Genomic DNA, 25,664 nt, shown 5'->3' with positions numbered 1-25,664 from the left:
CACCCGTCCCCCGCCGACGACCCCGGGGTCCCCGCCGCCTTCGAACCTTCGCCCCTGACCCTCTCCCGCGCCTTCCGGCCCTCGCCTCCCGGCCTCCCTCAGCCCCGCGCCGGCTGACCCGCCCGGCGAAGGCGGGCACGCGCCGGTTCCAAGCGCGGGGGTCGGGCACGCGGGGAGCGGAACGGACGCCGTGCGCTCCGCCACCGGCGTCGGCGCGCCCGGCGAAGGCGGGCACGCGGCGGCACCGGGCGCGGGCCGCGGGCACTCGGAGGGCGGGACGGGCGTCGGGTGCTCCCCCGGCTCCGAGGGGCGCGGTGCCGGGACGCTGGGCCGCCGGGGCGGTGGGGTGGCGTCGGGGGACGGGGCGCTGCCGGGAGAGGAGACGACCCCAGAAGACGAGGTGGTGTGGGGGTGGGGGGTCAAATGCCGTGTCCTCGGTTGTGGAGGGCTGAGAGGACGGTGGACGCGGAGATCAGGCCGGCCGCCACTGCGAGTGCGATCGCGGCGCGCGGCTCGCCGGCTCGGGAGGCGAAGCTCCGGGCGGCCCAGCGGACGGCCGAGCCCCGCTGCCCGAGCGCCGCGTGCCCGAAGGCCAGCTGGCCGTAGACCCGCGCCGCGCCGCACGGGTCCACGGCCAGTTCGGGGTGCCGGGCGAGCATCCATTCGAGCCCGGCAATGCGGTCCGGCCATCGGGCGGCGTAGTGGGAGCCGGCCCAGCGCACCCGGACGAGCGGCTGGTCGACGTGGACGAGCGGTCGCCGCTTGGCGGCGCGCAGGGCCAGGTCCCAGTCCTCGTTCTGGCCGCCGGGCGCGCTCTCGTCGGGCCAGAGCACGCCGCGCCGGAACAGGAACGTCGACGAGTGCACCATCACCATCCGCGACCGGATCAGGTCGGCCACGGTGATGGTGGAGGCGCCGGCGAGGCGGGGCACGCGGCGGCTGCCGTGCTCGACCTCGATGCCGCAGCTGGCGAACTCGCCCCCGTCCCCCAGGGCCCGCACCTGGGCGGTGAGCTTGCCGGGCAGCCACACGTCGTCGTCGTCGCAGAAGGCGATCAGGTCGGTGTCGCAGGCGGCGATGCCGGTGTTCCGCGCGCCGGGCAGCCCGGGGCTGAGCCTGTTGCCCAGGACCCGTACGGATCCGCCCACCCGGGGCAACGGCACCCCGTCCGCCACCACGACCACCGAGAGCTCCCCCGCGTAGTCCTGGCAGAGCACCGCCTCCACGGCCTCGCGCAGCGGCCCGGGACGGTCCCCGCGCGTCGGGATGACCACCCCGACGGACGGCCACCGGCTCACGCCGCCGCCCCCGCGTAGCCGTACCGGGCCCTGAGCGGCCACGTGAGGGCGTTGACCATCCGCCGGTCGCCGTCGGGCAGGCCCGACAGCCACGAGTCGTCCCGCCGCAGCTCCACCCGCCCCACGTGGAAGCGCATCGGGTTGCCCGAGGCGGTGTGGGAGGGCCCCAGCCAGGCGGTGCGCCCCTCGATGAACGGCAGCTCGGGCTCCGGCAGCCCGAGCCGGAGCGCCAGCGCCTTGAGGGTGGCCCCGGGGTCGGCGAGCAGGTCCTCGTACCGGATCCTGGTCACCCGGGCGCCGCGCCCGGGGAGGAGCTCCAGCGCCGCGTTCTGGGCCGCCCACTGGACGGCGGTGCGGGCCGGGCTCCAGCGGGTCATAGGGCGGCCGTCCTCCGGCCGGTGCACGGTCCTGCCCCAGGAATGGGCGACCGCACGCGGGTCCCTGACCACGTGCACGATGCGTACGTCCAGCCCGCCGGCCACCAGGCAGCAGGCCAGCGACGCGTGCTTGCTGGAGTCGATCACGACCGGCGCGCCCACCGCGTCGTACAGGTGACGGTACGCCCGCGCGTACTCGGCCAGGTCGGGATGGGCGATGCGCGCGATCCTGCGGGTGCGGTCGACCCTGGCCCGCAGGGCCAGGATCCGTTCGGCCAGCCGCCGGGTCCATCCACCGAACGCGCGCTCCCCCACGAAGCGCCAGAACGGACAGGACGGAAAGGCCACACCGCACCCGCAGAGCTCTTCCGCGAGGATCCCCCGCTCCCAGAGATGCACCACCTCTCCCAGCGCCACCACGCCGGGAAGCTCGCCGAGGAGCCTCTCGAGCAGCGTGGTGCCGCTGCGGCCGAGGCCGCCGAGGTAAACCACCTGGGCGGTCGCGGGAGTGGGATCGGTCACGGGGAGGGCCTTCGCGTCGCGTGAACACGGAACGCGATGACCCTAGCGCGCAGAGTAATCAGCGGGTAACGAGAACCCTAAAAGATCTACCTCAGCTGGCGTCGATGATCATGCCGGCACCGACCGTGCCGTTCGTGGCCTCGTCCACCAGGATGAAGCCGCCGGTCAGCCGGTTGCGGGCATAGTCGTCGACGAACATCGGCTGCGTGACCCGCAGCGACACCCGTCCGATCTCGTTGAGGCCGAGCGACGTGGCATCCTCGTCGCGGTGCAGCGTGTTGACGTCGAGCCGGTAGTGCAGATCGCGCACCATCGCGCGGGCGGTGCGGGTGGTGTGCTTGATCGTCAGCTTGGACCGGGGCGTCAGCTTGAGGCCGTCGGCCATCCAGCAGACCATCGCCTCCAGCTCCTGCGCCACCTGCGGCTGGTTGTTGGGCCGGGCGATCATGTCGCCGCGCGAGATGTCGAGGTCGTCCTCGAAGCGCAGCGTCACCGACATGGGCGGGAACGCCTCCTCCACCGGCCCGTCGAAGGTGTCGATCGAGGCGATCCGCGTGGTCAGGCCCGACGGCAGGTGCATCACCTCGTCACCGGCCTTGAGCACGCCGCCCGCCACCTGGCCGGCGTAGCCGCGGTAGTCGTGGAAGGCGTGGTCGGTGGCCCGCTGCGGGCGGATGACGTACTGGACGGGGAAGCGCACGTCGGTCAGGTTGCGGTCTGAGGCGATGTGCACGTTCTCCAGGTGGTGCAGGAGGGAGGTGCCGAGGTACCACGGCATGTTCTCCGACCGCGAGACCACGTTGTCGCCGTTGAGCGCGGAGATCGGGATGAAGGTGAGGTCGGAGACGTTCAGCTTGGACGCGAACGCCGTGAACTCCTCCCTGATCTCCTCGAAGCGCTCCCGCGAGTAGTCGACCAGGTCCATCTTGTTGACGGCCAGCACCAGGTGCGGGACGCGCAGCAGCGAGGTCAGGAACGCGTGCCGCCGCGACTGCTCCAGCACGCCCTTGCGGGCGTCGATGAGGATGATCGCCAGGTCGGCCGTGGAGGCGCCGGTGACCATGTTCCTCGTGTACTGGATGTGGCCGGGCGTGTCGGCGATGATGAACTTGCGGCGCGGCGTCGCGAAATAGCGGTACGCCACGTCGATCGTGATCCCCTGCTCCCGCTCCGCCCGCAGGCCGTCGGTCAGCAGCGACAGATCCGTGTATTCGGTGCCCCGGTCGCGCGAGGTCCGCTCGACGGCCTCGAGCTGGTCCTCGAAGATCGCCTTGGAGTCGAAGAGCAACCGTCCGATGAGGGTGGACTTGCCGTCGTCGACGCTTCCCGCAGTGGCAAAGCGAAGAATGTCCATTTAGAAGTAACCCTCTCGCTTACGGTCTTCCATCGCGGCCTCGGACGAGCGGTCGTCGGCCCTGGTGGCCCCGCGCTCGGTGATCCGGGTGGCCGCGATCTCCTCGATGATCTCCTCGACCGTGACGGCCGTGGACTTGACGGCGCCCGTGCAGGTCATGTCACCCACGGTGCGGTAACGCACCACGGACTCGAACAGCGGCTCGTCGTCGCCGCGCTGGACGACGTCGGAGTCGGGCAGCAACATGCCGTCGCGCTCGAAGACCTTGCGGGTGTGGGCGAAATAGATGGAGGGGATCTCGATGCCCTCGCGCCTGATGTAGTCCCAGACGTCGAGCTCGGTCCAGTTGGACAGCGGGAAGACGCGGATGTGCTCGCCCTTGCGGATGCGCGCGTTGTAGAGGTTCCACAGCTCGGGGCGCTGGTTCTTCGGGTCCCACTGGCCGAAGTCGTCGCGGAAGGAGAACACCCGCTCCTTGGCGCGGGCCTTCTCCTCGTCGCGCCGGGCGCCGCCGAACACCGCGTCGAACTCGTGCTCCTCGATCGCGTCGAGCAGCGTCGTGGTCTGCAGCCGGTTGCGCGAGGCGCGCCGGCCGGTCTCCTCGACGACCCGGCCCTGGTCGATGGAGTCCTGCACGCTGGCCACGATCAGCCGAGCGCCCAGCTCGGCCGAGCGGCGGTCGCGGAACTCGATGACCTCGTCGAAGTTGTGGCCCGTGTCCACGTGCATGAGCGGGAACGGGATGGCGGCGGGCCAGAACGCCTTCTCCGCGATGCGGAGCATGACGATCGAGTCCTTGCCCCCGGAGAAGAGCAGACATGGACGCTCGAACTCGGCCGCCACCTCACGCATGATGTGGATGGCCTCTGCTTCGAGCACGTCGAGCTGCGACGTCGTGTAGTCGCGCTGGAGCATGGGAGCTTCCTCCGGCGGTTCAGCGGTGCAGGTCCCGGATCCCGGCGAGCAGGGATGCCGCCAGCTCCGGTAGGGAAACCAGGATATCCGGTAGTGACGGGTCGGCTTGGTTGTAGGTCAGCTCGGAGCCGTCGATACGGCTCGCGTGGGCCCCCGCGGCCAGCGCTACGGCGACCGGCGCGGCGGAATCCCATTCGTACTGGCCACCGGCGTGTACGTACGCCTCCACCTCGCCGGTGAGCACCGCCGAGATCTTGGCTCCGGCGGACCCGATCGGCACCAGGTCGGCGCCGACGAGGTAGGCCAGCTTCTGCACGAACTCGGGCGGCCTGGTGCGGCTCACCGCGATCCGGAACCGGCCCTTCTCGTGGGAGGGCGGCTTCGGCGGCTCGGCGGTCGTCAGCGTGCGCCCCTGGGCCGGCAGCGCCACGGCGCCCGCGCTGAGCCTGCCGCGCTCCCACAACGCCACGTGCACGGCCCAGTCGGCCCTGCCCTCTTCGGAGAACTCCCGGGTGCCGTCGAGCGGATCCACGATCCACACCCGGTCCGCGCCCAACCGGCGTGGGTCGAGCCGCTCTTCACGCGTGGCCTCCTCCGACAGCACGCTGTCGGAGGGCCGCAACCGGGCCAGCGACTCCATGAGGTAGACGTGGGCGGCCCGGTCACCCTCGGCCCGCAGCGCAGCCGGGTCGCCGAACCCCGTGCGCTCGCGGATCCGCAGCAGCCTCTCGCCCGCCTCGGTCGCCAGGTCGCCGGCGAGGGCGTGGTCGTCGCGAATCGTCATCAATATGCTCCTTGCCCGCGGGCGACGGCCGACCAAGTCTTCCACAGGATCTGGAGGTCCAGAGTGAGGGACCAGTTCTCCACGTAACGCAGGTCTAGACGTACGGATTCCTCCCAAGATAGGTCAGATCTACCACTGACCTGCCACAGCCCGGTCAGCCCAGGGCGTACGAGGAGTCGTCGGCGCACGTCGTCACCGTAGCGTGCCACCTCCTCCGGCAGCGGCGGCCGGGGCCCCACGAGCGACATGTGGCCCAGCACGACGTTGATGAGCTGCGGCAGCTCGTCCAGCGAGTGCCGGCGCATCAGCGTGCCGAGAGGAGTGACGCGTGGATCGTTCCGGATCTTGAACAACAGCCCGTCCCGGTCGCTGACCAGAGTGATCTTCTGCTGCTCCGAGCCGCGCCGCATCGTCCGGAACTTCAGGATCGTGAACAGCCGCCCGTCCCGGCCCACCCTGGTCTGCCGGAACAGCGCCGGCCCCGGGCTGGTCGCGCGTACGGCCATCCCCAGCCCCGCCAGGACCGGCGCCAGCAGCACCAGCAGCGTGGCGGCCACCAGCCGGTCGAAGACGTTCTTGACGAGCTGCCTGGCGCCGCCCAGCTCGGGGTGCTCTACGTGCAGCAGCGGCATCCCGGCGACCGGCCTGATCATGGTGCGCGGCCCGGCCACGTCCATCAGCGCGGGCGCGACGACCAGCTCCGTGTGGGTGCGCTCCAGCCGCCAGGCCAGCCGCCGCAGCGCGTGCCCGTCCATCTCTGGGCAGGCCAGCACGGCCACGGTGTCGGCGTCGTACTGGTCCACCACGATCGGCACGTCGCTGAGGTCGCCCGCGACCGGCACGTCGCCCACCCGCTGCCCGGCGTGCCCACCGGGCAGGCAGGCGGCCACGACGTCCATGCCGTGGTGGCGCTCCCTGCGGAAGAGGCGTACGAGCTCGGCGATCGAGGCCGAATGGCCGACCGCCACCACCTTGCGCATGCAGGCGCCCGCGGCCCGGCGGCGCTGCAGGGAGCGGCGCAGGGCGTACCTGAAGACCAGCGTGAAGAGCGTGACCAGCGGCAGGGCCAGCACGACGTAGCCACGGGCCACGTCGGTCTTGGTCACGTAGGAGCCGATGGCGGTGCCGGCGGTCAGCGCCACGCCCGCCTGCACGACCCGGCGGAACTCCTCGGAGCCGACGCCCAGCATGCGCGGCTCGTAGGCCCGGGTGAGCGCCACCGCGCAGCACCACACCACCGGCAGCACCAGGCTGACCAGCAGGTACGGCAGCACGTACGGCGTGAACCCGCCGAACCTGACGGAGAACGCGGTCCCGGCCCCGATCCCCGCCCCGCACAGATCGCCCAGCACCGCCAGCAGCCGGTAGGAGCGGACCCAGGAAAGCGTGCGCGGACCGGCCCCCCAGCCAACCCCATGACCGGTCCTCACGACGGCCATGAGACCTTCACCGCGCACGCGTGCCTCCAGGCGACCATTCCTGAATGGACAGTCACAGATCGTAGCCGCGCGGGAAGCCGGGAACCGGCGAACGACCCTATGCGGTGATCAGCGAGGAGGGCCGGAAATGTGCAGATCAGCCCGGTGGAAGTCGTTCTGGGTGGCCTCCAGGCCGCGGGTCATCAGCGACTCCACGACGTCGGCGGCCCGGTCCACGAGGAAGGGCAGGTCCTTGCGCTCCATGGTGGCGAAGTCCCTGAGCACGAAGGAGGCGGCGTCCATGCGGCCGGGCGGGCGCCCGATGCCGAACCGGACCCGGAGATAGTCACGGGTGCCGAGGACCTTGGTGATGGACTTGAGCCCGTTGTGGCCGTTGTCGCCACCGCCCAGCTTGGCCCGCAGCGCGCCGTAGGGCACGTCGAGCTCGTCGTGGACGACGATCAGCCGCTCGGGGCCGATCTTGTAGAAGTCGGCGAGCGCCTTGACGGGCCCGCCGGAGAGGTTCATGTACGTCAGGGGCTTGGCCAGGATGGCAGCACGTGTCTCGCACACCTCGGCCCGGCTCTTGTGGGCCTTGAACCGCCCGCCGGCCCTGGCGGCCAGCTCGTCGAGCACCATGAAGCCCGCGTTGTGCCGGTTACCCGCGTATTCGGGGCCCGGGTTGCCCAGTCCGGCGATCAGCCAGCGATCCATGAGATCCCCCTGCAGCGGAACGGGACGGCTCGAGTCCGGCCGCCCCGTTCACGAGTGAACCCGTCGCGCCTACTCGGCGGCCTCTGCGGACTCGCTCTCGGCGGCCTCCGCGGTCTCGCCCTCGGCGACCGCCTCGGTCTCCGCCGGAGCCTCGACCGGCTTGTTGATGACGTGCAGGACGACGACCTCGGGGTCGGCGATCAGGGTCGCGCCCTGGGGCAGCTTCAGGTCGGCGGCCGTGACCACGGTGCCGATCTCGAGGCCCTCGACGTCGACCTCGACGCCGGTCGGGATGTGGGTGGCCTCGGCCTCCACCGCGATGGAGACGAGCTGCTGGTCGAGCAGGCCCTCGGAGTTGACGTCGCCGACCGTGGTGACCGGGATCTCGACCGTGACCTTCTCGCCGCGCTTGACCAGGAGCAGGTCGACGTGCTCGACGAAGCCCTTGATCGGGTCGCGCTGCACGCCCTTGGGCAGGGCGAGCTCGTCGACGCCGTCACCCTTGAGGTGGATCAGCACGTTGGCGGTGCGCAGGGCGAGCAGGACCTCGTGGCCCGGCAGGGTCAGGTGCTTGGGCTCGATGCCGTGCCCGTAGAGAACGGCGGGCACCTTGTCGGCGCGGCGGATCTTGCGAGCGGCGCCCTTGCCGAACGCGGTGCGCGGCTCGGCGGCGATACGTACTTCAGACACGACATCTCCTAGGGATGCGGTAGACGGACTGTCTGCGCTCCCCCTCACCCGCCCTAGCGGAAGGCGTTACGAGCGCAACCCTCATAGCTTAATGGCTCAGGTGTCTCCTTCGAACAAGCTGGTGACCGAGCCGTCCTGGAAGATCTCGGTGATCGCGCGGGCGATGAGCGGCGCGATGGACAGCACGGTCAGCTTGTCGAAGCGGTTGGCCTGCGCCAACGGCAGCGTGTTGGTGACGACGACCTCGGAGATCCGGGAGTTCTTCAGCCGGTCCACGGCGGGGTCGGAGAAGACCGCGTGGGTGGCGGCGACGATGACGTTGGTGGCGCCCTGCTCGTAGAGGGCGTCGGACGCCTTGCAGATCGTGCCCGCGGTGTCGATCATGTCGTCGATGAGCACGCAGGTGCGGCCGCGTACGGTGCCGACGACCTCGCTGACCTTCACCGAGTTGGCCACGTCGAGGTCGCGGCGCTTGTGGATGAACGCCAGCGGCGTGCCCAGCGTGTCGGCCCAGCGCTCCGACAGCCGCACGCGGCCGGTGTCGGGCGAGACGACCGTGGTGTTCTCCAGGTCGAGCTTGTTCTTGAGGTAGCTCTCCAGGACCGGCATGGCGAACAGGTGGTCCACCGGGCCGTCGAAGAAGCCCTGGATCTGCGAGGTGTGCAGGTCGATCGACATGAGCCGGTCGGCGCCCGCGGTCTTGAACAGGTCGGCCATCAGCCGGGCCGTGATGGGCTCGCGACCGCGGCCCTTCTTGTCCTGGCGGGCGTAGCCGAAGAACGGCATGACCACGGTGATGCGCTTGGCGGAGGCCCGCTTGAGCGCGTCGACCATGATGAGCTGTTCCATGATCCACTTGTTGATGGGCCCGGTGTGGCTCTGGATGACGAAGGCGTCGCAGCCGCGTACGGACTCCAGGTAGCGGGCGTAGATCTCGCCGTTGGCGAAGTCGATGAGTTTGGTGGGGGTGAGGGAGACGCCGACGTGCTCGGCCACCTCCTCGGCCAGCTCCGGATGGGCCCGCCCGGAGAAGAGCATGAGGTTCTTCTCGCCGGGCTGCTTGATGCTGGTCACTGCTGACTCTCCTGCTCTTGCTCGGTCAGCGCCCGCTCCGCGGCCGCTGCCGACTTCGTGCCCGCGCGCCTGCGCAAGACCCATTTCTCGATGTTGCGCTGCCGCGCACGTGCCACACCAATGGCGCCGGGGGGTACGTCGTCGGTGATGGTCGAGCCCGCCGCCGTGTAGGCGCCGTCATTGACCGTCACGGGAGCGACGAGCATGGTGTCGCAGCCGACGAACGCGCCGTCACGCACGGTGGTGTGGTGCTTGTTGACCCCGTCGTAGTTGACGAAGACCGTGGAGGCGCCGATGTTGACGTCGTCGCCGATCGTGGCGTCCCCCGCGTAGGACAGGTGCGGCACCTTGGAGCGCTGGCCGACCTTGGTGTTCTTCATCTCGACGAACGTGCCGGCCTTGGACCTGCGGCCGAGCACGGTGCCGGGGCGCAGGTAGGCGTAGGGGCCCACGTTGGCCTCCGGGCCGATCTCGGCGCTGTCGCAGACGGCGTTGCGGACCACCGCGCCCTCGCCGACGAGGGTGTCGGTCAGCGTGGTGGCGGGCCCGACCTCGGCGCCGGCCTCGATGGCGGTGCTGCCGTGGAGCTGGGTGCCGGGGTGGATGACCGCGTCGGGCTCGATGCGTACGCCGACGTCGATCCAGGTGCTGGCCGGGTCGATGATCGTGACGCCGGCGCGCATGTGGGCCTCCAGCAGGCGCTGGTTGAGCACCTTGCGGGCGGCGGCCAGCTGCACGCGGTCGTTGACGCCCTCGACCTCGACGAAGTCGCCGGCCACGCACGCTCCGACCCGGTGGCCGTCGCGGCGCAGGATGGCCAGGACGTCGGTGAGGTATTCCTCGCCCTGGGCGTTGTCGGTGGACACGCGCTTGACCGCGTCGGCGAGCAGGAGGCCGTCGAAGGCGTAGATGCCGGAGTTCATCTCCTTGATGGCGCGCTGCGCGGGGCTGGCGTCCTTCTCCTCGACGATCTCCAGCACCGCGCCGGCGTCGTCGCGGATGATCCGCCCGTAGCCGGTCGGGTCGGGCACCTCGGCCGTCAGCACGGTGACCGCGTTGCCGTCGGCGGCATGCCGGTCGAGCAGCTCGGTCAGGGTCTGGGTGCGCAGGAGCGGCACGTCGCCGTACGTGACCAGGACCGTGCCGGAGATCGTGCCGACCTCTTCGAGCACGGTCCGCACGGCGTGGCCGGTGCCCCGCTGCTCCCGCTGGACGACGGCGCGGGCGTCGGGGCTGGTGGCGGCCAGATGGCCGCCGACCCGCTCCAGCGCGTGGCCGATGACGACGATGAGCTGCTCGGGACCGAGGTCGCGGGCGGCGGAGAGCATGTGGTCGACCAGCGCGCGGCCGCACACCTCATGCAGGACTTTCGGGGTCTGGCTCTTCATCCGGGTGCCCTCGCCGGCGGCGAGGACGATGACGGCTGCCGGGCGCGGCACACTCACGGACTGAGGCTCCCTGTGACTGGACGGATCAGGGTTCGGTGCGATCAACTGCACGGCTACGGTGGGCCGCGTTCAGCGGTCCGTCGCAGCCTGCCCACTGGGCAGCTACCCTCCCGACACCGTGAGGATACCTGTCCTTCCCCCGAACATTCTCGGGGGGAGGCACCTCAGCGCTCCCGGAAGAGGACTCGAACCCCTACAAAGTGGACCAAAACCACTTGTCCTGCCGATTAGACGATCCGGGACAGATCGGACACGTGATGTCCGACACCCCCCTACGATACCGACCCCGCACCCTGGCGCGCGCCGGTAATTCTCCCTCTCCCCCGCCTCGCCACGCCACTCGCGTAACAGACCCCCCGAAACGGCGCAAGACACGAAACCCACGCACCTCATGCGTCGGGGCGTCACCTTCTCCACATTCACGCCTTAGGTCTTCCTTACTTACGCTGGCGTAGGTTACGGTTGCGTAGACCGGACATTCATCCTCATACATGTCGTTGGAGGTCGCCCATGACCGTTCTCGCCGAGCGCTCATCATCTGCCCCGAAGCCCGACTTCGAACCCGAGCCGAAGTCCAAGTCCGAACTCGTCATCTTCGGCCTGGTCGTGGGGCTGCCCCTCGTCGCGATCGCGGCCGCCGTGCCGCTGGCCTGGGGGTGGGGACTCGGCTGGACGGACATCGCCATCGCCTTCGTCTTCTACGTCGTCTCCGGACTCGGCGTCACCGTCGGCCTGCACCGCTACTTCACGCACGGCTCGTTCAAGGCCAAGCGCCCGCTGAAGATCGCGATGGGCATCGCGGGCAGCCTGTCCCTGGAGATGTCCGTGCTGGACTGGGTGGCCACCCACCGCAAGCACCACAAGTTCTCCGACAAGGAGGGCGACCCGCACTCGCCGTGGCGCTTCGGCCCTGGCTTCAAGAACATGGCCAAGGGCCTGCTCTACGCCCACATGGGCTGGCTGTTCGAGAGCGAGCGGACCAACCGGGAGAAGTACGCCCCGGACCTGTGCAAGGACCAGGACGTGCTCAAGCTGCACAAGTGGTTCGGCGCGCTCGCGCTCACCTCGATCCTGCTCCCCGGCGTGCTGGGCCTGCTGCTCACCTGGTCCTGGCAGGGCGGGCTGACCGCGCTGTTCTGGGGCTCGCTCGTACGCATCGGGCTGCTGCACCACGTGACCTGGTCGATCAACTCGATCTGCCACGTCTTCGGCGAGGAGGACTTCCAGGTCCGCGACAAGTCGCGCAACGTGTGGTGGCTGGCCATCCCCTCCTTCGGCGAGTCCTGGCACAACCTGCACCACTCCGACCCGACCTGCGCCAGGCACGGCGCACTGAAGGGCCAGATCGACCTGAGCGCCGGCCTCATCCGGATCTTCGAGAAGCTGGGCTGGGTGTACGACGTCCGCTGGCCGACGCCTGAGCGTCTGGCGGCGAAGCGCATTGCCTGATGTCAATCAGGCGGTGAACGGCCATGGATCCGTGGCCGTCATTATGGAGACCGTGACCGAACCCCGATCCCGCAGACGTATGTCCGGTGCAGAGCGGAGAGAGCAGCTGATCCACATCAGCCGCACCCTCTTCGCCGAGAAGGGGTTCGACGGGACCTCTATCGAGGAGATCGCTGCTACCGCACAGGTGTCGAAACCCGTGGTGTACGAACATTTCGGCGGCAAGGAAGGCGTCTACGCGGTCGTCGTTGACCGCGAGATGCAGAAGCTGCTCGGCATGATCACCGAAGCCCTCTCCGCCTCCCATTCCCTGGTCAAGCTGGAGCGGGCCGCGCTGGCCCTGCTGCGCTACATCGAGGAGAGCAGCGAGGGCTTCCGCATCCTGGTGCGCGACTCGCACGCCGCCTCGGGCACCGGCACGTTCGCGAGCCTGATCAGCGAGATCGCGAGCCAGGTCGAGGACGTGCTGGCCGACGAGTTCGCCTCCCGGGGCTACGACCCCAAGCTGGCGCCGATGTACGCCCAGATGCTGGTCGGCATGGTCGCGCTGACGGGCCAGTGGTGGCTCGACGTTCGCAAGCCGGGCCGCGAGGAGGTCGCCGCCCATCTGGTCAACCTGGCGTGGAACGGCCTGACCGGGCTCAACCCCAACCCGACGATCACCGCCACGAGCCGCGCGCACACGCCCGCGGTCAAGCCGCGCACCACCAACGAGAAGGAGCTGCGCGAGTTCGAGAAGGCCCGCGAGAAGGAGCTCAAGGAGGCGGAGAAGGTCCGCCAGCGGGAGCTCAAGGAGGCCGAGAAGGCCCGGGTGCGCGAGCTGAAGGAACGCGAGCGGCTGCTCAAGGAGGCGGAGAAGGCCCGCGAGCGGGAGGAGAAGATCCGCCAGCGGGAGGCCCGGCTGGCGGAGCGGGCCGCCCGTCTCGAACAGGTAGATCATCCTGAGTGAGCCTTGAACGAGTAGGGCGTCAGGAGTGACGATTGGGTTGAGCAGGGCTGACCATCCGGGGTGAGCCGTTGCGGCTACGTTAACGTTCTGTTCAACCAAACGGGGCAATATACGCCATATGTCCGCGGAACCGTTCCAGCCTGCCAACGACCTGCCCCTACCACAGGAGCGGTTTCTCAACCGCGAAGAAAGCTGGCTCCAGTTCAACGAGCGCGTGCTCGAACTGGCCGAGGATCCCTCGCTGCCGCTGCTCGAACGGGTCCGCTTCCTCGCCATCTTCGCCAACAACCTGGACGAGTTCTTCAGGGTCCGCGTCGCCGGGCTCAAACGCCGCATGGCGACCGGCCTGCTGCTGCGGACCAAGAGCGGGCTCAAGCCGCGCGAGGAGCTGGCCAGGATCGCGACGATCGCGGACGAGCTGGCCAGGCGGCACGCGGCGGCCTTCCACCAGCAGGTCTGCCCACAGCTCGCCGGCGAAGGCATCGAGATCGTCCGGTGGGACGACCTGGGCCGCGAGGAGCGTACTGAGCTGCGCAAGCTGTTCAGGGAGCGGATCAGGCCGGTGCTGACGCCGCTGGCCGTGGATCCCGCTCACCCGTTTCCGTATATTTCCGGGCTCAGCCTGAATCTTGCCGTCCTGGTGAGGAATCCGGCGACCGATCACACCGTGTTCGCCCGGGTCAAGGTTCCTTCGCAGCTGCCCCGCTTCGTACCCGCGTCCAAAGACCGGTTCGTCCCGCTCGAGGATGTCATCGCCGCCCACCTCGGGCAGCTCTTCAAGGGCATGGAGATCCTCCAGCACCACGTCTTCCGCGTCACCAGGAACGAGGATCTCGACGTCGACGAGGACGTCACCGAGAACCTCATGCAGGCCCTGGAGAAGGAGCTCCTCAAGCGGCGGTTCGGCCCGCCCGTGCGGCTAGAGGTCGAGAACACGATCACGCCCGAGGTGCTGGCGCCGCTCGTGGAGGAGCTGGAGCTGGCCCCGCACGAGATCTACCGCCTGCCCGGGCCGCTCGACCTGTCGGGCCTGCACGCCATCGCCGACCTGGACCGGGGTGAGCTGAGCTACCGGCCGTTCGTGCCGGCCGAGGTGATCAACGCCGAGGACGACATCTTCTCGACGCTGCGCGAGCGCGACGTGCTGCTGCACCACCCGTACGACTCGTTCGCCACCAGCGTGCAACGCTTCATCGAGGTGGCCGCCGAGGATCCCAGGGTCCTGGCCATCAAGCAGACCCTCTACCGGACCAGCGGCGACTCCCCCATCGTGAACGCCCTGATCGACGCGGCCGAGGCGGGCAAGCAGGTCGTGGTGGTCGTCGAGATCAAGGCCCGCTTCGACGAGCACGCCAACATCTCCTGGGCCCGCAAGCTGGAGCGCGCCGGCTGCCACGTCGTCTACGGCGTGGTCGGGCTGAAGACCCACTGCAAGCTCGCCCTGGTCGTCCGCCAGGAGCCGTCCGGCGAGCTGCGCCGCTACTGCCACATCGGCACCGGCAACTACAACCCCAAGACCGCCCGCCAGTACGAGGACTTCGGCCTGCTCACGGCCGACCCGCTGGTCGGCGAGGACGTGACGGACCTGTTCATCCACCTGACCGGCTACTCCCACCACTCCGCCTACCGGCGGCTGCTGGTGGCGCCGCACTCCATGCGCAGCGGGCTGGTGGCCAGGATCGAGCGGGAGATCGCCCACCAGCAGGCCGGGCGACCCGCGCGGATCAGGATCAAGACGAACTCGCTTGTGGACGAGCCGATCATCGACGCCCTCTACCGCGCCTCCAGGGCCGGTGTCCCGGTCGACCTGTGGGTACGCGGCATCTGCATCCTCCGTCCAGGCATCCCTGACCTGTCGGAGAACATCCGCGTACGTTCGGTCCTCGGGCGGTTCCTCGAACACTCCCGCGTGTACGAGTTCGGCCTCGGACGGCGACCCGAGGTCTGGATCGGCAGCGCGGACCTGATGCGCCGCAACCTCGACCGCCGCGTGGAGGCGCTGGTCAAGGTGACGTCGCAGCAGCACAAGGCCTATCTCATCGAACTGATGGACCACGCCATGGCGGAGACCACGAACGCGTGGTGGCTCAACTCCGACGGCACCTGGGCCCGCCATCAGGGCGAGGACCTGCAGAGCCGTCTCATCGGCACACGCCGCTGGAGGACCGTTGATGACTGACCTGCTCCGGGCAGCCGGAGCCGTGGTCTGGAGGGGCGAGCAGAGCAGCCCCGAGGTGGCCGTCATCCACCGCCCCGGCTATGACGACTGGACCTTCCCCAAGGGCAAGCTGAAGTCCGGGGAGCACGTGATCGCGGCGGCCCTGCGCGAGGTGCGCGAGGAGACCGGCCTGACCGTGCTGCTCGGCCGCGCGCTGCCGCCCATCCACTACATGAGCACCGGCCGGCTCAAGCGGGTCGACTACTGGGTGGCGCAGGAGGCCGCCGACGGCGGGTTCGAGCCCGGTGACGAGGTCGACAAGCTGCGCTGGCTGCCGTTGGCGGAGGCCAGGCGGCTACTGACGTACGAGTGGGACGTGGGGCTGCTGCGCGCCCTGGGCGCCGCGCCGCTGGAGACCGTGCCCCTCGTCCTCGTACGGCACGGCTCGGCCGGCTCCAGGAGCGAGTGGCCCGGCGAGGACGTCGCGCGCCCGCTGGACACCGACGGGGCCTCCCAGGCGTCGAACCTGGCCACTGCCCTGCCCGCCTACCGGCCCGAACTGCTGCTGAGCTCGCCCAGCGCCCGCTGCGTACAGACGCTGGAGCCGTACGCGGGCGAGGTCGGGGCCGACATCAGGATCGAGCCGCTGCTCAGCGAGGAGAGCCAGGATCCGCAGAAGACCCCCGCGCTGGTCGGGGACCTTTCCGCGCCCGCCGTCGCGTGCAGCCACGGCAAGGTGCTGCCCGGGTTGATCGAAGCGCTGAGCGGCAAGAGCGTGCACCTGCGCAAGGGCGCGTTCGCCGTGCTGCACAGGGCCGGCGGGCGCGTGGTCAGCGTCGAGCGCTATCCCACGTGACGGGCAACCGCGCGTACCCGTCGGCGATCCTCCCCTCGCTGCGCGGCAGCTCCGCTTCCGGGACGGCCGACCGCAGGGTCGGGAAGCGCTGGAACAGCCTGCTGAACACCGCTTCCAGCTCGACCCTGGCCAGGCTGGCGCCGATGCAGAAGCGCGGGCCGTACCCGAAGCTCAGGTGCGGGTCGGTTTGCGGACGGCGCAGGTCGAACACATCCGGATCCGGATAGATCCGCTCGTCCCGGTTGGCCGCGCCCGGCGTGATCACGACCGCCTCGCCCCTGCGGATGGTACGGCCGCCGATCTCGATGTCCTCGTGCGCGTACCTGGGCAGGCCGTGCAGGCTGGGCACGGCCATCCGGAGGATCTCCTCCACCGCGCCGGGGGCCAGCCCCGGATCGGCCTTGAGCAGGTCGAGCTGGTCAGGGTTGGCGAGCAGGAGCAGCACGCCGAAGTCGATGCGGTTGACCGTGGTCTCGTGCCCGGCGAACAGCAGCGTCGCGGCCAGGTCGGCGATCGTCCCGTCGTCGTCCAGCTCCTTCGCCAGGTCCGACAGGACGTCCTCGGCCGGCTCGCGCCGCTTGCGCTCGATCAGGCCGGCCATGTACGCGCTCAGCTCCTCCCTGGCGGCCTGGCTCTTCTCGGTGTCCAGCATGTCCCCCATGCGCTGGGAGACGCCCCCGAAGTACTCCCTGTCCTCGTACGGGACGCCCAGGAGCTGGCAGATGACCAGCACGGGGAGCGGGAAGGACAGCTCGGCGTGCAGGTCCGCCGGCGGCGACAGCTTGGCTAGGTGGTCGAGCCGCTCGTCCACCAGCGAGCCGACGTGGTCGCCGAGCCGCTTCATGCGGCGCGCGGAGAAGGACGGCATGAACAGCTTGCGCATGCGGTCGTGCTCGGCCTTCTCCGTGGCCGCGTCGCCCTGGGGCCCGCCGAGCAGGGCGGACCCCGACAGACGCGCGGCCTTGTCCGGTTCCGGGTGCGAGCGTCCGAGCCGGCCGTCGTTGAACAGCGCGCGGGCGTCCTCGTACCCGCTCACCAGCCAGAACTCGTCGCCCATCCGGGTGCGTACCTTCGCGATGCCCTTCTCGGCCCGCAGTTCCCGGTACGCCTCGGGCACCTCGAGCAGACTGCTGCGTTCGAAGGGAATGGTAGGAAGGTGACTCATAGAACCTTCGTAACCGCTTTGAGCGTCTCCTTCCAGACCCTGGGGAACTCCTTGTGGGCTCGCTCGGCGGCATTGCGCTCGATCCCGATCAGCAGCCCGTAGGTGAACGTGTCCTCGCCCGCCTGCCGCGCGCTCTCCGCCTCCTTGGCCAGGGTCTCCTGCGCGACCACCCCGTCCTGGTAGGTCCCGAGAACCTCCTGGATGTCCTCGGACAGCTTCGCGAGCTTGCCCATGCCGGCGCCGAGGCTCGGCTGGAGCGCTTCGGCGGTGTAACGAGCGCGTTTGGCCGCCTTGCGCACGTCGTGCATGGCGATCTCGCGGCGCTCCACGTCGTCGATGGCCTGGGCGTGGTCGTACGCCTTGGTCACCCGCTCCCAGTTGGCCACCGCGATGGCGTGCAGCTTCTCCTCCGCCGGCTTGGCCGCGGCCTTGCCCAGGGCCGGGGCGGAGACGAGCTCGTCCAGCGCGTCGAGCAGGACGTAGTAGCGCTCCCCGCTGAGCACCTCCTTGATCCGCCCGTACGCCTCCTCCTCGCGCCTCTGCAGGTCCGAGCCGAGCCGGGTCTGGATGGGACCCGTCACCAGCTCCGGCGCCAGGCCGGACAGCATCTTGGCGTACCTGGCCCGGATCACCTCTAGGTCGCGGGCCTCGCCGAGCACGTTGCCGAGCCAGCGCAGCTCCTCCTGGAGCTCGCCGGTGTCGACCACGACGGTCTTGAACGCCTTGAGCGCGCTGCGCATCCGCCGGGAGGCCACGCGCATCTGGTGCACGGCGTCCTCCTCGGCCCGGCGGACCCGCGGATCCTGCGAGAGGAGGGCCTTGACCTGGCCGGACAGGTAGGCGATGACGATCTCGCCCGCTGAGCCCGGTTTCGTGGGGGCCGTGGGGAGGGGGGCGGGCTCGAGCAGTTTCGCGAGCTTGCTGGCCGCCTCGGACGGGCTGGCCCCGGCCTTCCTGAGTCGCTTGCCGACCTTGGCCAGCAGCGCCTGGCTGCCGCCTTCGAGGAGCTCGGCCTCGACCTCGCGCCACCGTACGACCTTGGGCTCCTCGCCGTACACGGTGCCCTTGACGCGGTCGTCGGCGATCTCGACCAGGCCGGTCTCGCCGTCGAGCAGGACCGTGACGGTTCTGCGGGTGTCCAGCTCGGCGACCGGCTGCAGCTCGGCGCCGCGGGTGTAGGCACGGACGAGTTCGGCCAGCTCATCGGGCACCACCTTGGTGCTGCGGGTGAGCGGGTGTGTGATCTCCTGGCGTACGCCCTTGGCCTTGGGCAGCTTCAGATGCCAGCCCGGATCGGCGCCACCCCGTCTTCGCCTGAGCGTGACGCCTCGGGAGGCCAGCCTCAGATCGGGCGTGTCATAGTAAAGAGCCACAAGCTGGTAGCTCTTCGGGCCGACCACGTCCGCCAGTCCGCTGAGGTCCGGGACCGCGTACTCCGGGGAAACGTCGAACTTGTCCTCGATCTCGATGCCCACTGCACCTCGCAAGAGTCCGATTTCGGACCATGATGCCACCGTTGGGTGAACATCACACGGGTTGCAGGAGTTCGATTCTGTTGCCAACCGGGTCAGAGACGTAGATCCGCCGGTATCCGGGGAACAGGTGGTCAGGGACGGCGTCGGGCAGTTTGGCGGCGTACGCGGCGAGATCGTCCACCAGGAAGGCGGGGTGGGCCTTGCGGGCGGGCCTGAAGTCGTCCTCGATGCCGAGGTGGACCTCCACGCCGTCACCCCTGAACCAGGCGCCGCCCCGGTCGGCCAGCTCCGGCGGCTTGGGCACCTCGCGCAGGCCGAGGACGCCCTCGTAGAACTCTCTTAACAGCGGCTCGCTGCCCCTCGGCGCGGCGAGCTGCACGTGGTGCAACCGGGTGATCCTCATCGCTGCGCCACCACGAAGATCCTCCTGAACGGGAAGGGCGTGCCGTAGCTCCTGGCCGGATAGGCCTCGGCGAGCGGGCCGGCCAGGTCCTGCTTGAACCGCCGCTGCTCGTCCGGGTCGAGGCGGTCCAGGATCGGGCGCAGGGCGGTGCCGGAGACCCAGTCGAGGACGGGGTTCTCCCCGTGCAGGATGTGCACGTACGTCGTCTCCCACGCGTCCGCCTGGGAGCCGCCGTCGTTGAGCATGTCGACGTATTCGAGGGGCTCGCCGACCGGGTTTCCCCTGGTGAAACCGCCGAGCTTGTCCGACCAGGCGCGGGAGGAGCACAGCTCGCGGATCGCGACGTGGCTGGGGGCGTCGAAGTTGCCCGGCACCTGGAAGGCCAGCCAGCCGCCCGGCGCCAGGTTCTCCATCCAGTGCTCCAGCACGTCGCGGTGCTCGGGCACCCACTGCAGCACGGCGTTGGAGATGATCACGTCCATGGGCCGGTCGGGGCGCCACATGGCGACGTCGGCGACCGCGAACCTGATCGGGGTCTCCAGCTTGCGGGCCTTGGTGATCATCGCCGGCGAGGAGTCGAAGCCCTCGATCGTCGCCTCGGGCCAGCGATTGCCCAGCTCCACGGTGAGTTCACCGCTGCCGCAGCCCGCGTCCACGACATAATCGGGCGCGACCGCCCCCACTCTGGAGATCAGCTCGATGAACGGCCGCGACCGCTCGTCCGCGTAGACGGCGTACGTCACAGGGTCCCAGATATCTCTTGACATGAAGATAATTGATATCGAGAGAGATATCTCGATGTCAAGACAGTACACTCTTGTGTCATGACGGAGGATGCTAGAGACGAGGTCGATCGGCTCGTCGCGGCTTGGCGAACGGAGCGCCCCGACCTCGACGTCGAGCCGCTCCAGGTGCTCTCCAGGGTGTCACGACTGGCCAAGCATCTCGACCGGGCGCGGCGGGCGGCGTTCGCCGAACACGATCTGGAGCCGTGGGAGTTCGACGTGCTCACGGCGCTGCGGCGGGCCGGGAAGCCGTACGAGCTCAGCCCCGGGACCTTGCTGCGGGCCACGCTGGTGACCTCTGGGACGATGACGAACCGCATCGACCGCCTCGCCCAGGCGGGGCTGGTACGGCGACGGCCCGATCCCGAGGACCGGCGGGGGGTACTGGTGTCGCTGACGGACACGGGGTTGGCGCGGGTGGACGCGGCGTTCGCGGACTTGTTGCGGCGGGAGCAGGAGTTGTTGTCGGGGTTGGGCGAGGCCGATCAGCGCACCCTCGCGTCCCTCCTCCGCACCCTCCTCGCCCCCTTCGACTCCCCCCGCTGACCCTCGAACGCCATCCGGCGCCCCTCCCCGGGACGCTTCCCGCCGACTCTCTTCGGGGACGCTCTCCCGCCTCCCACCCCCAGACACCTGCATCCGCCACCACCCCGCCCAGGCGAACCCGCCCCTGCCGACCCAGCTCAGGCGGGTCCCGTCCCAGACCCACCCAGCCCAGGCAAGCCCCCTCCCAGACCGACCCAGCCCAAGGCGAGCCCCCGTCCGAGCCTTGACCCCGCTCAACCTTCTGGCGGCGCAGCCCTCAATCCCGCTCAACTTCCGGCGCGGAAGGACCTCAACCCGGCTCAACCTTCCGGCGCCGCAGATCTCAACCCCGCTCGACCTTCCGGCGCCGCAGCCCTCCACCCCGCTCAACCTTCCGGCGCCGCAGCCCTCCACCCCGCTCAACCTTCCGGCGCCGCAGACCTCAACCCCGCACGCACGCAGCGCAACTCCACCTGCCACATCCGCTCAAGACACGCCGGCCCGGCGCCTGCGAACCGTGCTGCGCCTGACCGCCGTGTCCCGGCCCGTCCAGAGCCGGGCACGGCCGCACCGGGTCGTGTCCACAGACCTCGGAACGACCGCGCGCCAAGTCAACCGTCCCCGGCCCCCTCAAGCCGGGGAACAGCCGTGTGAAGTCGGCCATCCCCCGAGCCAGGAACGCTGGCGGGCGTCCGGTCAGTCGCCCAGGCGGTCGGCCACTTCCAGCCACTCGGCCTCGATCGTGTCCTTCTGGGCCGTGATATCGCGAAGCTGGGCATCAAGCGAGCCGAGCTTGGCGTAGTCGCTGGCCGCCTCCGCCATGGCGGCGTGGAGGCGGGACTCCTGGTCACCCAGCTTGTCGAGCTGGCGTTCGAGGCGGCTGAGCTCCTTACGGAGCTCCCGTTCCTCCTTGGCCGACAGCCCGCCGTCCTTCACCTGGCCGGACGTGTCGGGAGCCGCCGCTCCTGCGACCGTACCGACGGTCGCCGGGCCACTGGACACCGCACCACCGGCGTCGGGACGGCCCGTCGTCGCGGCGGTGGCGAGGCGGGCGGTCACGGCCGTGCCCGCCGCGCGCCGTTCGAGGTATTCCTCCACCCCGCCCGGCAGCAGTGACAACTTGCCGTCGCCGAGCAGCGCCACAGAACGGTCGGTCACCCGCTCCAGGAAGTAGCGGTCGTGGCTGACCAGGATCAGCGTGCCGGGCCAGCCGTCCAGCAGGTCTTCGAGCTCGTTGAGCGTCTCGATGTCGAGGTCGTTGGTGGGCTCGTCGAGCAGCAGGACGTTGGGGTCGTCCATCAGGAGCCGGAGCAGCTGCAGCCGCCGCCGCTCACCGCCCGACAGGTCGCCGACCATCTTCCACTGCGCCTCGCCCCGGAAGCCGAGGCGTTCGAGGAGTTGGGAAGCGGTCCACTCCCTCTTGCCGAGCTGGAGGTATTTGCGTACTTCCTCGACCGTCTCCAGCACGCGCCGCGTCGGGTCGAGCTCGGCCAGTTCCTGGGACAGGTGCGCCAGACGTACCGTCTTGCCGCGGACCACCCGCCCGGAGTCGGGCTTGATCGTGTCGGCGAGCAACCGCAGCACGGACGACTTGCCGGACCCGTTGACGCCGATCAGCCCGATCCGGTCACCCGGGCCGAACTGCCACGTGAGGTGGTCGAGCACCAGCGGCCCGGTGCCGGGACCGCCGGCGTGCAGGGTGACGTCTTCGAGGTCGTAGACGGTCTTGCCGAGCCGGGCCGCGGCGAACCGCATGAGCTCGACGGTCTCGCGCGCTGGGGGCTCGTTCGCGATCAGGGCCTGGGCGGCCTCGATGCGGAACTTCGGCTTGGACGTACGGGCGGGCGGGCCGCGGCGCAGCCAGGCGATCTCCTTGCGCATGAGGTTCTGGCGGCGTTCCTCGGTGACCTGGGCGATCCGCGCGCGCTCGGCCTTGGCCAGCACATAGGCGGCATAACCACCCTCGTAGCGCTCGACCCGGCCGTCCACGACCTCCCAGGTGCGGGTGGACACGGCGTCGAGGAACCACCGGTCGTGCGTCACGACCACCAGCGCGTTCTTCTGCACCGCCAGGTGCCCGGCCAGCCACGCGATGGCCTCGATGTCGAGGTGGTTCGTGGGCTCGTCCAGCATGATCAGGTCGTGGTCGTCGATGAGCAGCCGGGACAGCGCCGTACGCCTGCGCTCGCCGCCGGACAGATCACCGGCCCTGGAGTCGAGGTCGAGGTCGCCGATCAGGTTGGACAGGATCTCGCGGACCCGCTGATCACCGGCCCACTCGTGCTCGGCCAGCCCGCCGAGGACCGTCTGTCGAATGGTGGCCGTGGGGTCGAGGTCGTCCTGCTGCGACAGGAACCCGACCCGCAGGCCACGGTTGTGGGTGACACGACCGCTGTCAGGTCGTACGGCTCCTGCGATGACCGAGAGCAGGGTCGTCTTGCCGCCGCCGTTGCGCCCGACGACGCCAATGCGTTCGCCGGCCTCCACACCGAGGGAGACGTCGCTGAGGAGTGGCTTGGGCCCATACGCATGGGAAACCGACTCAAGATTGACCAGATTCATGGCCTTCCCAGGGTATCGGCTCCCCACCGACCTCCCACCCGCCCAACGGGCACCTCACTGCCCGAGCACAAGTCCTCCCCGTAGACGGGGTCTCGGGTGCCACCGTGCCGCATCGCCCGGCCAGCACCCCATCGCCCGAGCGCTGGTCCTCCCCGTAGGCGCCGCCGAGCACCAGTCCTCCCGTTGGCGCCGCCCGAGCGCAGCCTGCCTCTGGGCGGGGTCTCGGGGCTCCCGTGCTGTACCCCGCCCGACCAGCAGGCGGCACGCGAGCGCTGCGCGGCAGGCGACATATGAGGGCGGGTGGCAGAGGCGGGACCGCCTTGGCCGGGGCATCGTCACAAGCCCTCGCCGCGGCGCACTTGGTCTGGTATCGCGGCACGCCCTCGCCGAGAGCACATTTGGTCTGGTATCGCGGCACGCCCTCGTCCATGGCACCACCACGAACGGATCGTCTGCGGCATCACCGCGACCGGATCGTCTGCGGCGTCACCGCGACCAGAGCACCCTCGGCATCAGCACAACTGGACGGTCTGCGGCATCAGCGCAACTGGACCACCTGCGACACGCGCCGCGAGCGGACAGGCGGCGCGTGTATCCGGGTGATCTCGCGCAGGCCCGGAGGCCGCCCCGGGCCTGCGCGCGTTGGAATGGGCGGCCGGGGTCAGACCAGGGTGGCGCCGTGGACGGGGCCGTGGGCGGCTACCGCGGTGTGGGCGGCGCCGGTGCTGGTCAGGCTGCGGGCCAGGTCGCGGGCGTGGGTGGCGTCGATGGCCAGGAAGGCGCAGGTCGGGCCCGAGCCGGAGACGATCGCGCCCAGCGCGCCGTGCTGGCGGCCAGAGTCGAGGGTGGGTGCCAGCTCGGGGCGGAGGTTGAGGGCGGCGGCCTGGAGGTCGTTGCTCAGGTGAGTGCCGAGGGCGTATGCGTCGCCGGTGCCGAGGGCCTCCATGAGCGAGTCGTTCAGCTGGGGCCAGGGGACATCGGCCCCGGAAGCCTCCCTGAGGCGGTCGCACTCGGCGTACACACTGGCCGTCGAGAGGCCGCCGTTGGCCAGCGCGAACACCCAGTGGAACGTGCCCCCGGTGGGCAACTCGCTCAGCTGCTCACCGCGCCCGGTCCCGACCGCCGTGCCGCCGATCAGCGAGAACGGGACATCGCTGCCGAGGTCTCCGGCGATCTCCATGAGATCTTCCATGGGCAGCCCCAAACCCCACAGCTCGTTGCAGGCGACCAGCGCACCGGCGGCGTCGGCACTGCCGCCCGCCATGCCACCGGCCACGGGGATGTCCTTCTGGATGATGAGATCGGCGCCATAAGTGCGACCCGCGTGTTTGGCGAGCGCGCGAGCGGCCCGGATCGCCAGGTTGCCGTCGTCGGTGGGCACCTGGTCGGACCACTTGCCGTTCACCTGCACGGTGATCGACTCGGACTCCTTCGCCACCACCTCATCGAAGATCGATACTGCGTGGAAGACGTTGACCAGGTCGTGGTAGCCATCTTCCCTGAGCGGGCCGACAGAAAGCTGCACGTTGACCTTCGCGGGCACACGTACGGTCACCGAACTCATCGATCTTCTGCCACTCTCATCACTTGCCGGGGTCAAGGACACTCGATGTTATCGGGGCACGCTGCCCTGACATGCGGTTCTTGAAATATGACCTGGGGTACTGCCGACTCCTCAACACAGAGAGTCAAGATAGTAGGCATTTGCCCGATCCTCGCAAGTCACGAAGAGTGATTCGGTCAGATGGTGGTCCCGGCACCGTGAACTACCTGGTGAATACGCCAGTCGTGGGGGGCCTCTCGGGGAGGGGTTGCGGGGGTTCTCGGGGTCGCTGGTCGCCTGTCCTTTGAGCGCGGTGCGGATGTGACCGGTCGTGGAATGGCAGGCGTCTCAAGAGACGGTCAAGGTCCGAGACGGTCAGGGGCTGACGGTCAGGGCCTGACCGTCAGGGGCTGACGGTCAGGCCGTCCCTGTGACGCTTCTGTGCGGCTGTGACGCTTGGACGACTGTGACGCTTGGGCGGCTGTGGGCGCTTGGACGACTGTGGACGCTTGGACGACTGTGGACGCCTGAACGGCTGTGGCGCTTGGGCGGCTCGGGGACGGTCGAGGGGTGAGTCGTCAGCCTGGGCGTACGGCGCCTCGGAAGGTGGTGCGGTAGTAGGGCGTGTTGAGGAAGTTGGTTCGTTTGACCACGTCGCCTGTCCTCGGGGCGTGGATCATCAGGCTTCCTCCCAGGAACAGGGCCACGTGGGTGGGGTCTCCCGTGCCGCGGCCGAAGAAGAGCAGGTCGCCTGTACGGCGGGCGCCGAAAGGGATCCTGCGGCCCTGGCGGAACTGGGTGCCTGTGTAGTGGGCCAGCCGTATGCCCGCTCTGGACCAGGCGTAGAGGGTGAGGCCGCTGCAGTCGAAGCCTCTGGTGGAGGCTCCCCTGCCTATCCCGAGGGTCGGGCCCTTCGCTGAGCCTCCACCCCAGGAGAAGGAGACGCCGAGCTGGGTCAGGGCGGCTGCGGCGGCGATCTGGCCCCTTGTGAGGAGTTTCTGCTTCTTCTTGGTCAGCAGGAGCTTGGCCGGGGTTGCCGCTCGGGTGAGGGTGGCGGCGATCTGGGTCTCGGTCGCGGATCCGGTGGGAGTGGCTGCTCGGGCGGCGGTCGTGGTCAGGGTGGTGGTGAGGACGGCTGTCAGCAGAGCTCCGCTGAGGGTGAGCCACAGGGAGACGGTGGGCTCGGTCATGGGTGGCCTC

22 protein-coding genes and 1 tRNA gene are annotated in these 25,664 nt (G+C 69.7%); 5 read left to right on the top strand and 18 right to left on the bottom strand.

Features of this window, described 5'->3' with window-relative positions; translation table 11 throughout:
• Positions 1–419: 419 nt before the first annotated feature.
• The 11 genes from AB0J69_RS40140 to AB0J69_RS40090 all read right to left on the bottom strand — a co-directional run bounded on the left by AB0J69_RS40140 (position 420) and on the right by AB0J69_RS40090 (position 10,836).
• The gene (locus AB0J69_RS40140) at positions 420–1,298 is read right to left on the bottom strand and encodes a glycosyltransferase family 2 protein (RefSeq protein ID WP_364128951.1); all 879 of its coding nucleotides are present in this window, start codon (positions 1,296–1,298) and stop codon (positions 420–422) included.
• On the bottom strand, positions 1,295–2,197 hold the full coding sequence (locus AB0J69_RS40135; RefSeq protein WP_364128948.1) for a sulfotransferase: 903 nt from the start codon (positions 2,195–2,197) through the stop codon (positions 1,295–1,297). The genes AB0J69_RS40140 and AB0J69_RS40135 overlap by 4 nt, the downstream gene beginning before the upstream one ends.
• A 91-nt stretch (positions 2,198–2,288) precedes the next feature.
• The gene (gene cysN / locus AB0J69_RS40130) at positions 2,289–3,551 is read right to left on the bottom strand and encodes a sulfate adenylyltransferase subunit CysN (protein ID WP_364128945.1); all 1,263 of its coding nucleotides are present in this window, start codon (positions 3,549–3,551) and stop codon (positions 2,289–2,291) included.
• Complete coding sequence (cysD, locus tag AB0J69_RS40125; protein WP_364128942.1) at positions 3,552–4,466, bottom strand: sulfate adenylyltransferase subunit CysD; 915 nt, start codon at positions 4,464–4,466, stop codon at positions 3,552–3,554.
• Between the two features lie 19 nt (positions 4,467–4,485).
• Positions 4,486–5,250: a 3'(2'),5'-bisphosphate nucleotidase CysQ gene (locus AB0J69_RS40120; protein ID WP_364128939.1), complete on the bottom strand. Its 765-nt coding sequence runs from the start codon at positions 5,248–5,250 to the stop codon at positions 4,486–4,488.
• Complete coding sequence (locus tag AB0J69_RS40115) at positions 5,250–6,689, bottom strand: sugar transferase (protein ID WP_364128936.1); 1,440 nt, start codon at positions 6,687–6,689, stop codon at positions 5,250–5,252. The genes AB0J69_RS40120 and AB0J69_RS40115 overlap by 1 nt, the downstream gene beginning before the upstream one ends.
• Positions 6,690–6,797: 108 nt before the next feature.
• Entirely contained in the window at positions 6,798–7,382 is a 585-nt protein-coding gene (gene pth / locus AB0J69_RS40110) for an aminoacyl-tRNA hydrolase (RefSeq protein ID WP_364128934.1), read from the bottom strand.
• 69 nt (positions 7,383–7,451) lie between these two features.
• Complete coding sequence (locus tag AB0J69_RS40105) at positions 7,452–8,072, bottom strand: 50S ribosomal protein L25/general stress protein Ctc (RefSeq protein WP_364128931.1); 621 nt, start codon at positions 8,070–8,072, stop codon at positions 7,452–7,454.
• Positions 8,073–8,168: 96 nt separating this feature from the next.
• Entirely contained in the window at positions 8,169–9,146 is a 978-nt protein-coding gene (locus tag AB0J69_RS40100) for a ribose-phosphate diphosphokinase (RefSeq protein WP_364128928.1), read from the bottom strand.
• Positions 9,143–10,591 carry a bifunctional UDP-N-acetylglucosamine diphosphorylase/glucosamine-1-phosphate N-acetyltransferase GlmU gene (glmU, locus tag AB0J69_RS40095; RefSeq protein WP_364128926.1) on the bottom strand — a complete coding sequence of 483 codons (1,449 nt, stop codon included), beginning with the start codon at positions 10,589–10,591 and terminating at the stop codon, positions 9,143–9,145. Before glmU ends, AB0J69_RS40100 begins: the two co-directional genes overlap by 4 nt.
• Positions 10,592–10,764: 173 nt before the next feature.
• A tRNA-Gln gene (locus tag AB0J69_RS40090) sits at positions 10,765–10,836 on the bottom strand.
• Positions 10,837–11,104: 268 nt separating this feature from the next.
• Here AB0J69_RS40090 and AB0J69_RS40085 point away from each other — a divergent pair.
• The 4 genes from AB0J69_RS40085 (at position 11,105) to AB0J69_RS40070 (ending at position 16,006) form a co-directional block, all read left to right on the top strand.
• Positions 11,105–12,043: an acyl-CoA desaturase gene (locus AB0J69_RS40085; RefSeq protein ID WP_364128923.1), complete on the top strand. Its 939-nt coding sequence runs from the start codon at positions 11,105–11,107 to the stop codon at positions 12,041–12,043.
• Between the two features lie 52 nt (positions 12,044–12,095).
• Entirely contained in the window at positions 12,096–12,992 is an 897-nt protein-coding gene (locus AB0J69_RS40080; protein ID WP_364128920.1) for a TetR/AcrR family transcriptional regulator, read from the top strand.
• 118 nt (positions 12,993–13,110) lie between these two features.
• Positions 13,111–15,171 (top strand): RNA degradosome polyphosphate kinase, encoded by a 2,061-nt coding sequence (locus AB0J69_RS40075; RefSeq protein WP_364128918.1) that lies wholly within the window; start codon positions 13,111–13,113, stop codon positions 15,169–15,171.
• Positions 15,164–16,006, top strand: coding sequence for an NUDIX hydrolase (locus AB0J69_RS40070; protein ID WP_364128916.1), 843 nt, complete (start codon positions 15,164–15,166; stop codon positions 16,004–16,006). The genes AB0J69_RS40075 and AB0J69_RS40070 overlap by 8 nt, the downstream gene beginning before the upstream one ends.
• Here AB0J69_RS40070 and AB0J69_RS40065 read toward each other — a convergent pair.
• Genes AB0J69_RS40065 through AB0J69_RS40050 form a run of 4 tightly spaced genes read right to left on the bottom strand, consistent with a single transcriptional unit; the run spans position 15,981 to position 19,816 of the window.
• On the bottom strand, positions 15,981–17,171 hold the full coding sequence (locus AB0J69_RS40065; RefSeq protein WP_364128914.1) for a cytochrome P450: 1,191 nt from the start codon (positions 17,169–17,171) through the stop codon (positions 15,981–15,983). The genes AB0J69_RS40070 and AB0J69_RS40065 overlap by 26 nt on opposite strands.
• On the bottom strand, positions 17,168–18,646 hold the full coding sequence (locus AB0J69_RS40060) for a CYTH and CHAD domain-containing protein (RefSeq protein ID WP_364128911.1): 1,479 nt from the start codon (positions 18,644–18,646) through the stop codon (positions 17,168–17,170). Before AB0J69_RS40060 ends, AB0J69_RS40065 begins: the two co-directional genes overlap by 4 nt.
• A 52-nt stretch (positions 18,647–18,698) precedes the next feature.
• On the bottom strand, positions 18,699–19,049 hold the full coding sequence (locus tag AB0J69_RS40055) for a VOC family protein (protein WP_364128908.1): 351 nt from the start codon (positions 19,047–19,049) through the stop codon (positions 18,699–18,701).
• Positions 19,046–19,816, bottom strand: a complete 771-nt coding sequence (locus tag AB0J69_RS40050; protein ID WP_364128906.1) for a trans-aconitate 2-methyltransferase — start codon at positions 19,814–19,816, stop codon at positions 19,046–19,048. The genes AB0J69_RS40055 and AB0J69_RS40050 overlap by 4 nt, the downstream gene beginning before the upstream one ends.
• A 57-nt stretch (positions 19,817–19,873) precedes the next feature.
• Between AB0J69_RS40050 and AB0J69_RS40045 the strand changes: the two genes are divergently transcribed.
• Positions 19,874–20,380, top strand: a complete 507-nt coding sequence (locus AB0J69_RS40045; RefSeq protein WP_364128904.1) for a MarR family transcriptional regulator — start codon at positions 19,874–19,876, stop codon at positions 20,378–20,380.
• Positions 20,381–21,055: 675 nt separating this feature from the next.
• Here AB0J69_RS40045 and AB0J69_RS40040 read toward each other — a convergent pair.
• From AB0J69_RS40040 to AB0J69_RS40030, 3 genes are all read right to left on the bottom strand, one after another.
• Positions 21,056–22,921 (bottom strand): ABC-F family ATP-binding cassette domain-containing protein, encoded by a 1,866-nt coding sequence (locus AB0J69_RS40040; protein ID WP_364128903.1) that lies wholly within the window; start codon positions 22,919–22,921, stop codon positions 21,056–21,058.
• A 661-nt stretch (positions 22,922–23,582) separates the two neighbouring features.
• Positions 23,583–24,485, bottom strand: a complete 903-nt coding sequence (locus AB0J69_RS40035; RefSeq protein WP_364128900.1) for a 4-(cytidine 5'-diphospho)-2-C-methyl-D-erythritol kinase — start codon at positions 24,483–24,485, stop codon at positions 23,583–23,585.
• A gap of 557 nt (positions 24,486–25,042) precedes the next feature.
• On the bottom strand, positions 25,043–25,654 hold the full coding sequence (locus AB0J69_RS40030) for an NlpC/P60 family protein (RefSeq protein WP_364128898.1): 612 nt from the start codon (positions 25,652–25,654) through the stop codon (positions 25,043–25,045).
• Positions 25,655–25,664 lie beyond the last annotated feature (10 nt).

Source organism: Nonomuraea sp. NPDC049709, assembly GCF_040674815.1.
Classification (GTDB): domain Bacteria; phylum Actinomycetota; class Actinomycetes; order Streptosporangiales; family Streptosporangiaceae; genus Nonomuraea.
This window is presented reverse-complemented; position numbering and strand designations above follow the sequence as displayed.

What these genes read in the sequence shown, in the direction of transcription:
- AB0J69_RS40120 (WP_364128939.1), bottom strand. Translation starts at nt 5,250, where the DNA reads ATGACGATTCGCGACGACCACGCCCTCGCCGGCGACCTGGCGACCGAG.
- cysD (WP_364128942.1), bottom strand. Translation starts at nt 4,466, where the DNA reads ATGCTCCAGCGCGACTACACGACGTCGCAGCTCGACGTGCTCGAAGCA.
- AB0J69_RS40070 (WP_364128916.1), top strand. Translation starts at nt 15,164, where the DNA reads ATGACTGACCTGCTCCGGGCAGCCGGAGCCGTGGTCTGGAGGGGCGAG.
- AB0J69_RS40065 (WP_364128914.1), bottom strand. Translation starts at nt 17,171, where the DNA reads ATGAGTCACCTTCCTACCATTCCCTTCGAACGCAGCAGTCTGCTCGAG.
- AB0J69_RS40075 (WP_364128918.1), top strand. Translation starts at nt 13,111, where the DNA reads ATGTCCGCGGAACCGTTCCAGCCTGCCAACGACCTGCCCCTACCACAG.
- AB0J69_RS40030 (WP_364128898.1), bottom strand. Translation starts at nt 25,654, where the DNA reads ATGACCGAGCCCACCGTCTCCCTGTGGCTCACCCTCAGCGGAGCTCTG.
- AB0J69_RS40085 (WP_364128923.1), top strand. Translation starts at nt 11,105, where the DNA reads ATGACCGTTCTCGCCGAGCGCTCATCATCTGCCCCGAAGCCCGACTTC.
- AB0J69_RS40055 (WP_364128908.1), bottom strand. Translation starts at nt 19,049, where the DNA reads ATGAGGATCACCCGGTTGCACCACGTGCAGCTCGCCGCGCCGAGGGGC.
- AB0J69_RS40040 (WP_364128903.1), bottom strand. Translation starts at nt 22,921, where the DNA reads ATGAATCTGGTCAATCTTGAGTCGGTTTCCCATGCGTATGGGCCCAAG.
- pth (WP_364128934.1), bottom strand. Translation starts at nt 7,382, where the DNA reads ATGGATCGCTGGCTGATCGCCGGACTGGGCAACCCGGGCCCCGAATAC.
- AB0J69_RS40035 (WP_364128900.1), bottom strand. Translation starts at nt 24,485, where the DNA reads ATGAGTTCGGTGACCGTACGTGTGCCCGCGAAGGTCAACGTGCAGCTT.
- cysN (WP_364128945.1), bottom strand. Translation starts at nt 3,551, where the DNA reads ATGGACATTCTTCGCTTTGCCACTGCGGGAAGCGTCGACGACGGCAAG.
- AB0J69_RS40045 (WP_364128904.1), top strand. Translation starts at nt 19,874, where the DNA reads ATGACGGAGGATGCTAGAGACGAGGTCGATCGGCTCGTCGCGGCTTGG.
- AB0J69_RS40050 (WP_364128906.1), bottom strand. Translation starts at nt 19,816, where the DNA reads ATGTCAAGAGATATCTGGGACCCTGTGACGTACGCCGTCTACGCGGAC.
- AB0J69_RS40115 (WP_364128936.1), bottom strand. Translation starts at nt 6,689, where the DNA reads ATGGCCGTCGTGAGGACCGGTCATGGGGTTGGCTGGGGGGCCGGTCCG.